This window comes from Halorubrum aidingense JCM 13560, from assembly GCF_000336995.1.
GTDB classification, from domain to species: domain Archaea; phylum Halobacteriota; class Halobacteria; order Halobacteriales; family Haloferacaceae; genus Halorubrum; species Halorubrum aidingense.
In genome coordinates, this window is record NZ_AOJI01000032.1 from 147015 (window position 1) to 161384 (window position 14370).

The 14370-nt window shown below is 65.8% G+C and carries 10 protein-coding genes; 4 read left to right on the forward strand and 6 right to left on the reverse strand.

Annotated features, from left to right (window positions below; translation table 11 throughout):
• Positions 1-22 precede the first annotated feature (22 nt).
• From C461_RS13750 to prf1, 4 genes are all read left to right on the forward strand, one after another.
• The gene (locus C461_RS13750) at positions 23-1633 is read left to right on the forward strand and encodes an ABC transporter permease (RefSeq protein ID WP_008002227.1); all 1611 of its coding nucleotides are present in this window, start codon (positions 23-25) and stop codon (positions 1631-1633) included.
• A 325-nt stretch (positions 1634-1958) separates the two neighbouring features.
• Positions 1959-2894 carry an NAD-dependent epimerase/dehydratase family protein gene (locus C461_RS13755; RefSeq protein ID WP_008002229.1) on the forward strand — a complete coding sequence of 312 codons (936 nt, stop codon included), beginning with the start codon at positions 1959-1961 and terminating at the stop codon, positions 2892-2894.
• A 382-nt stretch (positions 2895-3276) separates the two neighbouring features.
• Complete coding sequence (gene argS / locus C461_RS13760) at positions 3277-5058, forward strand: arginine--tRNA ligase (protein ID WP_008002231.1); 1782 nt, start codon at positions 3277-3279, stop codon at positions 5056-5058.
• Between the two features lie 74 nt (positions 5059-5132).
• Entirely contained in the window at positions 5133-6383 is a 1251-nt protein-coding gene (gene prf1 / locus C461_RS13765; RefSeq protein ID WP_008002233.1) for a peptide chain release factor aRF-1, read from the forward strand.
• Positions 6384-6450: 67 nt separating this feature from the next.
• On the opposite strand, the gene C461_RS13770 is transcribed toward prf1, so the two are convergent.
• The 6 genes from C461_RS13770 to C461_RS13795 all read right to left on the reverse strand — a co-directional run bounded on the left by C461_RS13770 (position 6451) and on the right by C461_RS13795 (position 14294).
• Entirely contained in the window at positions 6451-6891 is a 441-nt protein-coding gene (locus C461_RS13770) for a metal-dependent transcriptional regulator (protein WP_008002235.1), read from the reverse strand.
• Between the two features lie 115 nt (positions 6892-7006).
• Positions 7007-7492, reverse strand: coding sequence for a hypothetical protein (locus C461_RS13775; RefSeq protein WP_008002237.1), 486 nt, complete (start codon positions 7490-7492; stop codon positions 7007-7009).
• 262 nt (positions 7493-7754) lie between these two features.
• Entirely contained in the window at positions 7755-8978 is a 1224-nt protein-coding gene (gene sufD / locus C461_RS13780; protein ID WP_008002239.1) for a Fe-S cluster assembly protein SufD, read from the reverse strand.
• Position 8979: 1 nt separating this feature from the next.
• Positions 8980-10407 carry a Fe-S cluster assembly protein SufB gene (gene sufB / locus C461_RS13785; RefSeq protein ID WP_008002241.1) on the reverse strand — a complete coding sequence of 476 codons (1428 nt, stop codon included), beginning with the start codon at positions 10405-10407 and terminating at the stop codon, positions 8980-8982.
• Between the two features lie 52 nt (positions 10408-10459).
• Positions 10460-11377: an ABC transporter ATP-binding protein gene (locus C461_RS13790; RefSeq protein WP_008002243.1), complete on the reverse strand. Its 918-nt coding sequence runs from the start codon at positions 11375-11377 to the stop codon at positions 10460-10462.
• Between the two features lie 136 nt (positions 11378-11513).
• Positions 11514-14294, reverse strand: a complete 2781-nt coding sequence (locus C461_RS13795; protein ID WP_008002244.1) for a DNA-directed DNA polymerase — start codon at positions 14292-14294, stop codon at positions 11514-11516.
• Positions 14295-14370 lie beyond the last annotated feature (76 nt).

Genomic DNA, 14370 nt, shown 5'->3' on the forward strand with positions numbered 1-14370 from the left:
CAAGCATTCCGCTTCCCGGACCATGAGCTGGACACGCCGGATCCGCGACGCGCTCACCGACGGCGACGACCGCTTACCGCTGGGGCTGACCCTGTTGTCGGCGGCCATCGCGGGGACGATGGTGTTTCCGCTCGCGTGGCTGGTGATCGAGGCCGTCACCGTCGAGCGGTCGCGCGCGAGCGACCTGCTCTTCAGCGCGGCGACGGCCGAGGTGATCGCCAACAGCCTGCTTCTGATGGCCGGCGTCACGGCGCTCTCGATCCTGTTGGGCGTCCCGCTGGCGTACCTGACGGCCCGGACCGACCTCCCGTTCCGCCGGTTCTGGTCCGTCGTCGCCGCGCTCCCGCTCGTGGTGCCCAGCTACGTCGGCGCGTTCGCGTTCGTCTCCGCGTTCGGCCCTCGCGGCGAGTTCCACGACGTGCTCGCCCCGCTCGGGATCGAGCGGCTCCCCGACGTGTACGGTCTGCCGGGCGCGATCCTCGTCATCGCCCTCTACACGTACCCGTACGTCTACCTGACGACCCGTGCCGCCCTGCTCTCGTTCGACACGACGCTTATCGAGGCGGCCCGGACGCTGAACCACGGGCGGTTCGAGGCGTTCCGCCGCGTGACCCTCCCCGTGATCCGACCGGCGATCGCCGCCGGGTCGCTGTTGGCGGCGCTGTACGCCGTGTCGGACTTCGGCACGCCGTCGATCATGCGACTCCCGGTGTTCACCCGTCAGATCTACGTGGAGTACAACTCGTTCGGTCGCGACTACGCCGCGCTGCTCTCCCTCCAACTGCTCGCGGTCGTCCTCGTCGTGCTCGCCTTGGAGTGGTTGGTTCGGTCGAACCGGGACACGCACGGCGACGACGCCGGCAGCGCCGACCGCCTCGTGCGGCTGGGTCGGTGGCGCTGGCCGGCGACGCTCCTCCCCGCGTCGGTGTCGGCGGTCGCGCTCCTCGTCCCCCTCTGGATCCTGCTGTTGTGGCTCCTCCGCTCTGACGCCGGCCGCCGCCCGTCGATGGCGTTCGAGTGGGTCCAAGTCGTCAACTCGGTGTCGGTCGCGGCGGCGGCCGCCCTCGCGGCCGCGCTGGCGGCCATCCCCGTCGCCTACTTCGCCGCGACGAACGACTCGCCGCTGGCGACGCTGTTCGAGCGGGCGACGTACGTCGGGTTCGCCGTGCCGGGGATCGTGCTCGCGCTCGCGCTGGTGTACTTCGGCTCGGGGTACCTCCCGTGGATCTACCAGACGCTCCCACTTTTGGTGTTCGCGTACGTCGTCCGCTTCCTCCCGCAGGTCGTCGGCTCGACGCGGACCGCGATCCTCGGGGTAGACCCGCGGTTGATCGAGGCGAGCCGCACCCTCGGCGAGTCGTCGATGGGCGCGTTTCGGCGCGTCACGTTCCCGCTCACTCGCTCCGGGATCGTCGCCGGCGCGGCCCTCGTCTTCCTCACGACGATGAAGGAGCTTCCGGTCACCCTCATCCTCCGCCCCTCCGGCTTCGAGACGATCGTCACGCAGATCTGGCGCGCACAGGAGACGGCGCTGTACCAGTACGCGGTCGTCCCCACGCTCATCCTGCTCGTCATCTCCGGACTCTCGATGGTCGTCATCCTCGCGCAGGAGGGCGGCAGAGAGGGGCTGTGAGATCAAAAATCCGTTTGCAATCCGTTCTCAATCCCTTCGATCGTACAGCTATTGGCCCGCTGTGCGGCGGCGCGCTCCGGTGAGCGCCTTTTAAAGGCGCGAACCGAGCGCGAGGGAGTCGGACCGACGCAGCTGCGTCGGTCCGACGAGGCTGGGGAGGCGTGAGGCGCGGAGCGGAGCGGCGCGGATGGGTGGGACGTTGGCGACACCTACCGCCCGTCCGCAGTCACCCGTTTATTCCCGATCGACTCCGGCCTCGCCTCGATCGGCTCCGGTCTCGATCCGATTCCGCACGTACTAATTGGCCGCCCCCTCAGTGAGCCGTATGGACCTCACCGATTCGCACGTCCTCGTCACGGGCGGCGCCGGCCTCGTCGGGAGCCACCTCGCCGCGCGGCTCCTCGACCGCGGCGCGTCGGTCCGCGTCGCCGACGACCTCTCGAAGGGCGAGCGCGACCGGGTGCCCGACGGCGCCGACTTCGTCGAAGCCGACCTGACGGACCCCGACGCCGTCGCGGAGGCGGTCACCGCCGACCTCGACGTCGTCTTCCACTTCGCCGCGTACACCGACACCAACTACGACGACGACCGCGAGCTGTTCGAGGCGAACACGGCGATGACGTACAACGTGCTCGACCGGATGCGCGAGGTCGGCGTCGACCGGTTCGCCTTCACCTCCTCTTCGACCGTGTACGGCGAGGCGCCCCGCCCGACGCCCGAAAACCACGCCCCGCTCGAACCGATCTCGATCTACGGCGCCTCGAAGCTCGCCGACGAGGCGCTGATCTCGACGCACGCGCACTCGTACGGGATCCAGTCGTGGGTGTTCCGGTTCGCGAACATCGTCGGCCCCCACCAGCGAGGGAACGTGATCCCCGACTTCATCGAGAAGCTCGACGCGGACCCGACCGAACTGGTGATCCTCGGTGACGGCCGCCAGGAGAAGTCGTACATGCACGTCTCGGAGTGCGTCGACGCCATCCAGCACGTCGTCGAGCACGCGGACGACGACCTGAACGTCTACAACCTCGGGACGCGGACGACCACGTCGGTCACGGCCATCGCCGACATCGTCAGCGACGAGCTGGGCATCGACCCCGCGTACGCGTACACCGGCGGCGACCGCGGGTGGACCGGCGACGTGCCGAAGATGCGCCTGTCGATCGAGCGGCTCGCCGACCTGGGCTGGGAGCCGTCGATCGAGAGCGACGAGGCCGTTCGACGGAGCGCACGCGAACTGATCGACGAGATCGTGGAATAGGGAGCGGTCGGTTGTGCGTTCGCGATGTGCGCGAGTGCCGGTGGAGCGGTGGCGGTCGCTTCCGACGGCTCGACTGTTTATTTATAAGTGAGTGGCAGCGGGTCGACGGTCTTCGAAGTCCCGGTCGTTTGGTTATAAGTGATTGATCACAGATCGGCGGTGAACGCCCTGAGGGCCACCCCGCACCGCAGCCTCACGCCTCCCCAGCCTCGTCGGACCGACGCAGCTGCGTCGGTCCGACTCCCTCGCGCTCGGATTCGCGCCGCGTTGCGGCGCTCACCGGAACGCGCCACCGCTGTTTCAGGTCGTTCGGGTATTCCCCACGACCTCTCCCGCGCGCCGCTTCGGAAGGGCCTTTTAGGCCGACCGACGAACGGACGGTATGTTCAGGCAGTTCCGGTCGGAGGTGGCCGACGCCCTCGGCGACGCGCTCGCCTCGCTCGACCTCCCGACCGACGACCTCGGCATCGAACGCCCGCCCGACGACATGGACGCGACGCTCGCCTCCAGCGTCGCCTTCCGACTCGCGGGCGAGGTCGGCGCCGCGCCGCCGAGCGTGGCCGCCGACGTCGCGAACGCGGTCGACACCGACGGCTACGACTACCTCGGCGCCGTCGACACCGCCGGCCCGTACGTCAACTTCCACGTCACCGAGCGGTACTTCGCCGACACTCTCGACGCCTCCGCGACCGACGCGGGATACGGCGCGCTCCCCGACCGAGACACCTCCGTCGTCGTCGAGCACACGAGCGCGAACCCGACCGGTCCGGTCCACGTCGGCCGGGCGCGCAACCCGATCGTCGGCGACGCCGTCGCGAACCTCATGGAGTACGCGGGCTACGACGTCGACCGCCACTACTACGTCAACGACGCGGGCCGCCAGATGGCGGTGTTCACGTGGGCGTACGAGCGGTTCGACGAGTCCGATCTCGACGACGAGCCCGCCCGGGACCGCGCCGAGTACGACCTCGTCAGGTACTATCGCAAGGGGAACGCCTACTTGGAGGAGGCGGACCCAGCGGACGCCGACGCCGCAGAGGAGGAAATCGCCGCCATCCTCCAGGGTCTCGAGGCCGGCGACGAGGAGACGTACGAGCGCGTCGGCGAGGTCGTCGACACGGTGCTCGGCGGGATGAAGGAGTGTCTCGCGCGGCTTCCCGCGGAGTTCGACGCGTTCGTCAAGGAGACGCAGTTCATGCGCGACGGGTCGACGGAGGACGTGGCGGCCCGGCTCAAAGAGACCGATCAGGCCGTCTACGAGGAGGACGCCTGGCAGTTGGAGCTCGACGACTGGGGAATCGACAAGAACCTCGTGTTCCTGCGCTCCGACGACACGAGCCTCTACACCACCCGCGACCTGGCCCACCACGAGTGGAAGTTCGCGAACTACGACCGCGCGGTCACCGTCCTCGGCGAGGACCACAAGCTGCAGGCCGATCAGCTCGACGCGACTCTGGAGCTGCTCGGCAACGACGTCGACCGACTCGGGCACGTCATCTACTCGTACGTGAACCTCCCCGACGGGAAGATGTCCACCCGTCGCGGGACGGGCGTGATGCTCGACGACCTGCTCGACGAGGCGATCGATCGCGCCCGCGAGGCGGTCGAAACCCGGATGGACGACCGCATCCGCGACGACGACCTCACCGAGGCGGACGTCGAGCGCATCGCGCATCAGGTCGGTATCGGCGCGGTCCGGTACGACATCGTCTCGAAACAGCCCGCGAAGGCGATCACCTTCGAGTGGGAGGACGCGCTCGACTTCGAGGGGCAGTCGGCCCCGTTCGTCCAGTACGTCCACGCGCGCTGTTGTGGCATCCTCGAGGAGGCGGCCTCGGCGGGCATCGAGGTGCCCGCGACGGGATCTGCCCTAGACGTCGACGCGTCGGCGCTGGCGACCGACGAGGCCCGTGCGCTCCTCCGCGAAGTCGCCCGGTTCCCGGCTGCGATCGAGTCGGCGGCCGACGACTTGGAGCCGCACACGATCGCCACGTTCACCCGCGAGTTCGCCGACGCCTACAACGCGTTCTACCGGGAGTGCCCCGTCGTGACCGCCGAAGACGACGACGTGCGCGCGGCCCGCGTCGCCCTCGTCGCGGCCGCGAAACACACGATGGCGAACGCGCTCGACGTGCTCGGCGTCGAGGCCCCGGACTCGATGTAGACGGGCGAAATCGCCTCCTCCGGGGTGTCGTCAGGTCAAAGCTTACTTACACGCACGCTGCCGTAGTTCGGGTAATGAGTAGCGACGCCCAAGAGGCGAGCGAGGACCGGCGGAAGTACGAGTTCCGCAAGGTCATCGAGGAGCTCCGCGACTTCGAGGGCTCCGGGACGCAGCTCGTCACCATCTACATCCCCGAAGACCGGCAGATCTCTGACGTGGTCGCACACGTCACCCAGGAACACAGCGAGGCGGCCAACATCAAGTCCAAACAGACTCGGACGGCCGTTCAAGACGCGCTGACGTCGATCAAAGACCGCCTCCGCTACTACGACACGTACCCGCCGGAGAACGGGATGGTGATCTTCTCGGGGGCGATCAACGCCGGCGGCGGCCAGACCGACATGGTCACCCGGACGCTGGAGTCGCCCCCACAGCCCGTCGAGTCGTTCCGCTACCACTGCGACTCCGAGTTTCTCACCGAGCCGCTCGAGCACATGCTGGAGGACGCGGGGCTGTTCGGGCTCATCGTCTTGGACCGCCGCGAGGCCAACGTCGGCTGGCTGAAGGGCAAGCGTATCGAGCCCGTCAAGTCCGCCTCCTCGCTCGTCCCCGGCAAGCAGCGCAAGGGGGGCCAGTCCGCTCAGCGGTTCGCCCGTCTCCGGCTCGAAGCGATCGACAACTTCTACCAGGAGGTCGCGGGGATGGCCAACGACCTGTTCGTCGACAAGCGCCACGAGCTCGACGGCATCCTCGTCGGCGGTCCGTCCCCGACCAAAGACGAATTCCTCGACGGCGACTACCTCCACCACGAGCTTCAGGACAAGGTACTCGGCAAGTTCGACGTCGCGTACACCGACGAATCGGGTCTGAAAGACCTCGTCGACAACGCCAGCGAGGCGCTCGCCGATCAGGAGATCGTCGAAGACAAGCGGAACATGGACGAGTTCTTCGAGAAGCTCCACACCGGCGAGGAGGCGACGTACGGGTTCGAACAGACCCGCCGCAACCTGATCATGGGCTCCGTCGACCGGCTGCTCATCTCCGAGGATCTCCGATCCGACGTGGTCGTTTACGAGTGTCCGAACGGCCACGAGGAGTACGAAGTCGTCGACTCGCGGCACTCGACCCCGTCACACGAGTGCGCGGAGTGCGGGGAAGACGCCGCGGTCGAGAAGCGCGAGGACGTCATCGAACACCTGATGGCCATCGCGGACCAGCGCGGCACCGACACGAAGTTCATCTCGACGGACTTCGAGAAGGGCGAGCAGCTGCTCGACGCGTTCGGCGGTATCGCGGGTATCCTGCGGTACTCGACGGGTGTCTAAGGAGCGTCTCTCCGAGCGTCCGGCGTCTCGCGGGCTTCGGATCGGCGGCTTCGTCGCTACTTTTCGGCTACTGCTCCGGTTCGACCGGCGCGGTCGCGACCTCTAGACACGCGCAGGCGTCGGTCTCGGGGTCGAAACAGTCCGGACACTCCGGCTGACGGTCGATGATCGTGTCGAGTCGGTCGGCGACCGTGTCGTCGATGACGGCCTCCAACTCGCGGGCCTCCGCCCGGAACTCCTCGACCCCGAGCACGTTCGCGAGGAAGCGCTCGATGATACAGTAGGTCTGGAGCGCGTCGCGGGCCCGGACGATGCCGTCGTCGGTGAGCCGGACGCCTTTGTACTTCTCGTGTTCGGCGAGGCCGCGCGCTTCCAGCTTCCCGATCATTTCGTTGGCGCTCGCCGGGCTCACGTCGAGCGCGTCGGCGATCGATCCGGTCGAGGCGGGGCCGTCTTCCTGCTGCTGTACGACGTATATTGTCTTCAGGTACTGGTCTGCGGTGTTCACAGTTCCCCTCCGTCAGCGGTCGTCATCGGCTCGGTTCGCCGGCTCGGTGGCAGTTCGGTCTCTCGGCTCCGCAGCGGATCGGCCCCGCGGCTCGTCGGCGTCGCGTGCGTCCCGATCATCGTCGCTCCATGACTTCCGTGACTTCGCTAACCCCTTCGGCCTCCTCCTCGCGGATCGTCTCCAGCGTCTCCAGCAGGGTCTCGCGGTCGACCGAAAACTCCGCGTCGGACGCTTCGATCGCCCCGATGAGGTCGTCGTAGAACTTGTAGGCGGTCTCTTCGTTGCACAGCTGGTCGTACAACACGCCGTCGAAGTCGTCCGGCTGCGTTCGCCCGTATCGGGCGTCGACGAGCGACTCGATCTCGTCGAACGGGACGCTGTCGACGCCGAGCCCCTCGATCAGCGACTCCAATCGCTCGCGGTGTTCGGCCGACTCCTCGGCCGCGCCCGCCAGCAGCGCCTCGATCTCCGCGTCGAGTTCGGCATCGAGGCTCTGGTAGTGGTGGTGTGCGCGCGCCTCGACGACCTCTTCCAACACGATCCCGATCTGCAGCAGTCGGGCGAGTTGGTCGTCGGAGGTAATCCGCTGGCTCACACTCACCGAGACCACCCGTCGTCCGTTACGCCCGTTCGCATACACGCCATCTCGGGCGTCGTTCGACTTAAGGGGTTCCCCTTCCGCGGCGTTCGGGCGCCTGCGCGTCGCTCGTCGGGGCGTGCCGCTCGTCGGGACACTCGTCGGGACGTGCCGCTCGTCGGGACACTCGTCGGGACGTGCCGCTCGTCGGGACACTCGTCGGGACGTGCCGCTCGTCGGGATACTTCCGATCGAAAAAACACCGAACCGACCGCAGCCGCGACGCCTACTGGAGGCGTTCCACGACGAGCTCTTCGACGTCGTCGCGGAACTCGTCGACCGCAATCTCCTCGAAGACGGGCACGAAGAACCCCTCGACGAGCATGTTCCGAGCCGTCCGGGGGTTGATCGTGCGGCTCTCCAGGTAGAACAGGTCCTCGGCGTCGACCTGACCGACCGTGGCGGAGTGCGACGCCTCGGTGTCGTGGTTGTGGATGATAAGCTTCGGTGACGCGTCGGCCTCGGCGTCGTCCGACAGCATCAGCGTGTTCTCGCGCTGGTAGCTGGAGGTGTTCCACGCGTCTTCACCGACGTCCTGAACGCCCTCGTAGACGGAGCGGGCGACGTCGTCGAGCACGCCGCGCGTAACGAGGTCGGCGGTCGTGTGCTCGGCCTGGTGCCAGACGCGGGCGTTGATGTCGAAGTGCTGGTCGTCGGTGCCGAAGAACGTCCCGACGATCTGGCTCTCGGAGCCGTCGCCGTTGAGTTCGGTTTCGACGTCAGACCGCGTGAGCTTCGAGCCGAAGTTGCTCTCGATCCAGTCGATGGCGGCGTACGTGTCGGTGACGCCGCGCTTTAGCGAGTAGGTGTAGGTGTCGTCGTCGAGGTTCTGCAGGGAGCCGAACTGGACGTTCGCGTTCTCGCCCGCGACGACCTCGACGAGGTTCGAGAAGTACCGGTCGCCGTCGACGCGCTCGCCGCTTCCGTCGCCGGACGTGATCGACTCGAGGATCGTCACCGAGGAGGACTCCTCGGCGACGACGAGCGTCTGGCTGAACAGCGAGCGGGAGTTCATCTCCGCGCGGACCTTCACGTCCTCGACGTCGACGCCCTCGGGGACGTATACGAACGTGCCCGTCGTGAACAGCGCCACCGACAGCGCCGTGAGGTAGTTGTGGTCGGCGTCGAGCACCGAGCCGAAGTTCGCCTCGATGACGTCGCCGTACTCGTCGAACGCCTCCGTGAACGGGAGCACGACGACCTCGTCGTCGCCGGCCGTCCGCTCGGTCGCGTCCGACTGGTTCAGCGGGTCGACGAGCGCTTCGAAGTCGAGCGCTTCCAGGTCGGTCCAGCGTCGCCCCGGCGTCTGGATGACGTCCGGCAGCGCCGCCGTCTCCAGCGCGTCCAGCGCGTCGAGACGGGCCTCCAAGAGCCACTCGGGCTCGTCGCGTTCGTCGGCGATGCGTCGTACCGTGTCCTCAGAGAGGCTCTCGATTGCTTTCGTGCTCATGTTATCCGAGCGAGCCCTCCATCTCGAGTTCGACGAGCCGGTTGAGCTCGACGGCGTACTCGATGGGTAGCTCTTCCGTGATGGGCTCGATGAAGCCCGAAACGATCATCTGCTTTGCGTCGTCGTCGTCCAGCCCGCGCGACTGCAGGTAGAAGATGTCCTCGTCGCCGATCTTCCCGACGGTCGCCTCGTGGGCGACGTCGACTTTCGACTCGTTGATCTCCATGTACGGCATCGTGTCCGACGTCGACTTGTTGTCGAACATCAGCGCGTCGCACTCGACGGCCGTCGAGGAGTTCTCCGCGCCGTCCGCGATGTGGACGAGTCCGCGGTAGTTCGTCCGACCGCCGTCCTTCGCGATCGACTTCGACTCGACCGTCGATTTGGTATCCGGCGCGTTGTGGTACACCTTCGCACCCGTATCGATGTCCTGGCCCTCGCCGGCCATCGCGATGGTGATGTGGTTGTCGGAGGCGCCGCGGCCCTTCAGGATCGTCGAGGGGTACAGCATCGTCGCCTTCGACCCCATCGAACCCGAGATCCACTCCATGCGCCCGCCCTTCTCGGCGATGGCGCGTTTCGTGTTCAGGTTGTACGTGTTCTTCGACCAGTTCTGCACCGTCGAGTACTGGACGTGAGCGTCCTCGCCGACGAACACTTCGACGCCGCCCGAGTGGAGGTTGAACGCCGAGTACTTCGGCGCCGAACAGCCCTCGATGTAGTGGACTTCGGAGCCCTCTTCGGCGATGATGAGCGTGTGCTCGAACTGACCCATCCCCTCGGAGTTCATCCGGAAGTACGCCTGGATCGGCATGTCGACCGTCGTGTCCTCGGGGACGTAGACGAACGAGCCGCCCGACCAGATCGCGCCGTGCAGCGCTGCGAACTTGTTGTCGCTCGGCGGCACGGCCTTCGTCATGAAGTACTCTTTGACGAGCTCTTCGTGCTCCTGGACCGCCTTGTCCATGTCACAGAAGATGACGCCCTTCTCTTCCCACCGCTCCTGCATGTTCTGGTAGACGATCTCGGACTCGTACTGGGCCCCGACGCCGGAGAGCGCGTTCTTTTCGGCCTCCGGAATCCCCAGCTTGTCGAAGGTGTCCTTGATCTCCTCGGGCAGCTCCGTCCAGTCGTCGACGCCGCCGCGCACGTCGATGTCGGGGCGGATGTACGGAATGATCTCGTCGATGTCGACCTCCGAGAGGTCCGGCGCCTCGGGCCAGTCCGTCGGCATCGGCATCTTCTGGAAGTGCTTCAGCGCGCGGAGGCGCCGTTCGAGCATCCACTCCGGCTCGTCTTTGTCCTCCGAGATGACGCGGACCGTCTCCTCGGTGAGTCCCTTCTCGCTTTTGAAGGCGGACTTCTCCTCCTTCTTGAACTCGAAGCGCTCCTCGGTGTTCGTCTCCTTCAGATGGTCTTGTGAACTCATATCAATTGGTTACCGTCCTGGTTGTATAGTGCTGTTGCGTAATCACGATCAATTACGCGTCGGCGAACGCCTCCTCGCGAACCCAGTCGTAGCCGTCCGCTTCGAGCTGTTCCGCGAGCTCCGCACCGCCGCTCTTGGCGACCTTGCCGTCGAGCATCACGTGGACGTGGTCGGGCTCGACGTAGTCGAGGATGCGCTGGTAGTGGGTGATCTGGAGGATTCCGGTGCCCTGCTCGTCGCGCAGCGCGTTGATCCCCTTCGAGACGTCCTGGAGTCGGTCGATGTCGAGCCCGGAGTCGATCTCGTCGAGCACGGCGACGACAGGCTCCAGCATCGCGGCCTGCAGCACCTCGTTCTGCTTCTTCTCACCGCCGGAGAAGCCGGCGTTGAGGTACCGCTGCATGAACTTCTCGTCCATGTCGAGCAGTTCCATCTTCTCGGAGAGGATCTCCTGGAACTCCGCGACACCGATCTCGCCGTCGTCCGCCGGTCCCTCCATCGGGGAGGTGTCGTAGCCCGCGTCGTCTTCGTCGTCCGCGTCGTCCGCCTCGTCGCCCTCGAACAGTTCCTCGCGCTCGTCCGCCTTCGCGTTGAGCGCCTGCCGGAGGAAGTTCGTCATCGTGACGCCCTCGATCTCCGCGGGGTACTGGAAGCCGAGGAAGATACCGAGCGCGGCACGCTCGTTGGGCTCTAACTCCAAGAGGTTCCAGTGATAGTCGTCGTCATCGAGGTCGACGTCGACGTCGGCGACGTCCTCCTCGTCGAGATGGAGGAGGATTTCCCCATCGGTCACTTCGTAGGCCGGGTGGCCGGCGATGACCTTCGCCGTCGTCGACTTCCCGGACCCGTTCGGTCCCATCAGCGCGTGGATCTCGCCGGAATTAACCGTGAGGTCGACGCCGCGAAGGATGCGTTCACCGCCCTCTTCAGCCACTCGTGCGTGAAGATCGTTGATTTCGAGAGTTGCCATATGTCGTCTCGTGCCTCGTACGTGCACACTGGTGGCTGAGGAGGTTAATGGTTACGCATCTCCCCGTCAAATCTCGCAAAACCGGTAAGAATTTTTCATCCGATCGAAAACTGGTTTCCAGCCTCGGCGTCCGTTTTCACATAAACGAGCCCAGGCCGGTCTGTTCCTGGCCGGTTTTCACCTCTTCCCACGACATCCCGAGCGCTTCGATGACTCGCTCTATCGGTCCCTTAAGCGTCTTATCGAGCATCTTCTCCCAGTCGACTTCGAACTCGTCGGGCACCTGATCGGCGTACTCGAAGCAGATCACGTCCGGGTCGCGTTTGAATTCGCCGTAGAGCGGATCGCGCTGCGGATCGAGTCCCTTTTCGTCTTCCATTCGCTGCCAGAAGTCCGGATGGACCTTTTTTAAATAGAGCCGCTTCGGCTTCGACCCGCTCCCGAAGTTCGTGCCGAGCATGTGGTTGGCGTACTTCGCGCCGCGGACCTGCGCCGTCGGCGTCGCGTACGCGTCGAGCTTCTTCCCGATCCCGCCCGGGATCCCGATCTCGTCGAGGTCGACGTCGCCCCCGAGCACCCGCGCGATCACGTCGACGAGGTACGCTTTCACCTCCTCTAAGTCCTCGTCGATATCGTCGCCCGTGACGATCGTTTCGATGACGCTCTGTTGGACCTCCTTCGTAATCTGTGCGATGTCCGAGCGCTTGTACTCGAACCCGGTGATGTCGATGTCGTCGACGTCTTTCCCCTCCTTCCAGATGATGTGGCCCGCGTACCGCTTCTTCTTGCCCGCCTGGAAGAAGCGCCGGTAGAGCTTCTCGAACTCGATCTGGAAGCGGTGCGAGTCGGCGTTCAGTTCCTCGCTCGCGAAGTCGTCGTATCGCTCGTTGATGTGGTCCTCGATCTCGAAGGAGGTCTCGATCGCTTCCTCTTTCGACATGTCCGATAGAGATAACATAACACTGTCAGTATCCCCATACGCAACCTGATAATCAAGCTCGTTGGCAGCCTCTTCGGTGAAGTCGATGACCTCGCGGCCGGTCGCTGTGACGGCTGCGGCGCCCTCTTTGTCGTAGAGACGGAACCGATCCCACCCCGTAACTCCGTAGAGAGAATTCATAATAACCTTGACAGCTCCCTGCTGTCTGTCGTACTGCTCGTAGGGTTCGGTTCCGGGGGCGTGGTCGTTCCGGCGGGCCTTCTTCTCCTCGCGCTCGGTGAGGAGTTCGTCGACCATCTCGCGCATGATACCGTCCGGCTCCTTCCGGAAGTGGGTCCCGTTGGGCGCGACGTACGTGTCGCCGTCGTACGCCGACGGATCGACTTTCGTCTCCGGACCGGCGTTGATCGTCACCATACACATCGGGTACAGGCTTTTCAGGTCCTGTACGGTCACCATCTCCTTGACGCCCGTGATCGGGTCGAAGACGGCGCCGCCCTCGAAGTCCTCCGACTCCTGTTGGCCCTTCGTCGGGAGGGCGAACTTCCCGAACGCCTTGTGGAGGACGTACATGTCGACGGTGTCGCCGGGCGTCGGCGCGTCTTCGATCTTGCAGCCGACGAAGGTGCGCACCTCGTCCCAGAAGGCGATCACGTCCTGTTTCCGGTCGATCTCGACGCAGAGCTCCACGTCGCGGATGCTGTACTCGAGCAGGCGCTCGGGGTCCTGCTCCCAGAGGTCGCCGATGTCGCCCGTGTAGCGCTCCTTGCCGATACCGAGTTCGCGCTCGCCGACGGCGTCGAGCCGGTACGACTCCAGTTCGGTGAACATCGTCCGCTTGTAGGCGTACAGCAGGTCGAAGACGACCCGCCCCTTGATGTCCGGACCGCCCCAGCCGGAGCGCCAGACCTCGCCGATCCGGGAGAGCCGGTCGACCGAGAGGTCGTACTGGCTCCCGTCGTCGAGCACCTCCAGTCGGTCGAGGACGTACGGCGCGTCGAAGTCCTCGAAGTTCCACCCCGTCAGCAGGTCGGGATCGGTGTCGTCGACGTACTCGATGAACGCGTCCAACATCGCCGCCTCCTCCTCGAAGATCCGAACCGTGAATTCCACGTCGCCTTCCCCGATCCCCTCGTACTCCGGGAGGTCTTCGGGGGGCGGCACCTCGGCCTCGGGCGCGTCGTACAGCCAGACGACGTACTCGTCGTCGTAGGAGTCGTGGCTCGTGAGACAAATGATCGGCTCTTCGCCGTCTTCGGGGAACCCGCGGCGGTCGTCGACCTCGATGTCGAAGGTGTTCACCCGCATCTCGGCGTCGACCTCGGCGGGTTCGAGGTGTCCCTCGTGGACCTGAATCGCCTCGGAGCCGTCGTCGAGTCTGCGCTCTTCGACTCGCAACCCCCCGTTGAGTCCGTTGTCGATCAGAAAGCGGTTCGGAAAGAGGATGTCCGCCTCGAAAGTCGTCGCGAAGTCGTCGCGGATGGTCCCCACGTCGCGAGGCGTGCGGGTGACGATCCGGGTGAGCGGCTCGCCGCGGATGCTCTCGTAGGGCTCACCCGCCGGATTCTCCTCGCGGGTTCCGATCACCACGTCGTACTGCTCGACGGGATCGCGGTTGAGGTCGGCGGTGGGGACATAAAAGTACGGCTCGACGCCCAGCACGCGGACGTGTTCGCGGACGTCGTCGCCGTTCTCGACCGGTCGCCGGCCGAACACGTGAACGACCGGATACTCGTCGCTGCCGTACCCCTCGACGGCGTAGTCGATCTGAGTGATCATCAGATCGACGGTTCCGGTCGAGTCCGGGAACTTCGCTTCGTCGACGTCGACGACGTCGCTGACGTGTCCCCGGCCGCCGCCGGCGACGACAGCCGCCTCCTGCGCGGCGAGGTTCTCCCGTTCGGCCTCCGTGCCGGCCCCCGTCTCGTCGCCGTCGCTCGCGGGCGACGAGAAGTCCGACAGCCCCGACTGAGTCATACGTCTCCTTCGGCGTCACCCCGGTAAAAAACTCGGCTTTCGGGTGCGGCGAGCGCTCCCGGCACGGAAAGGCATA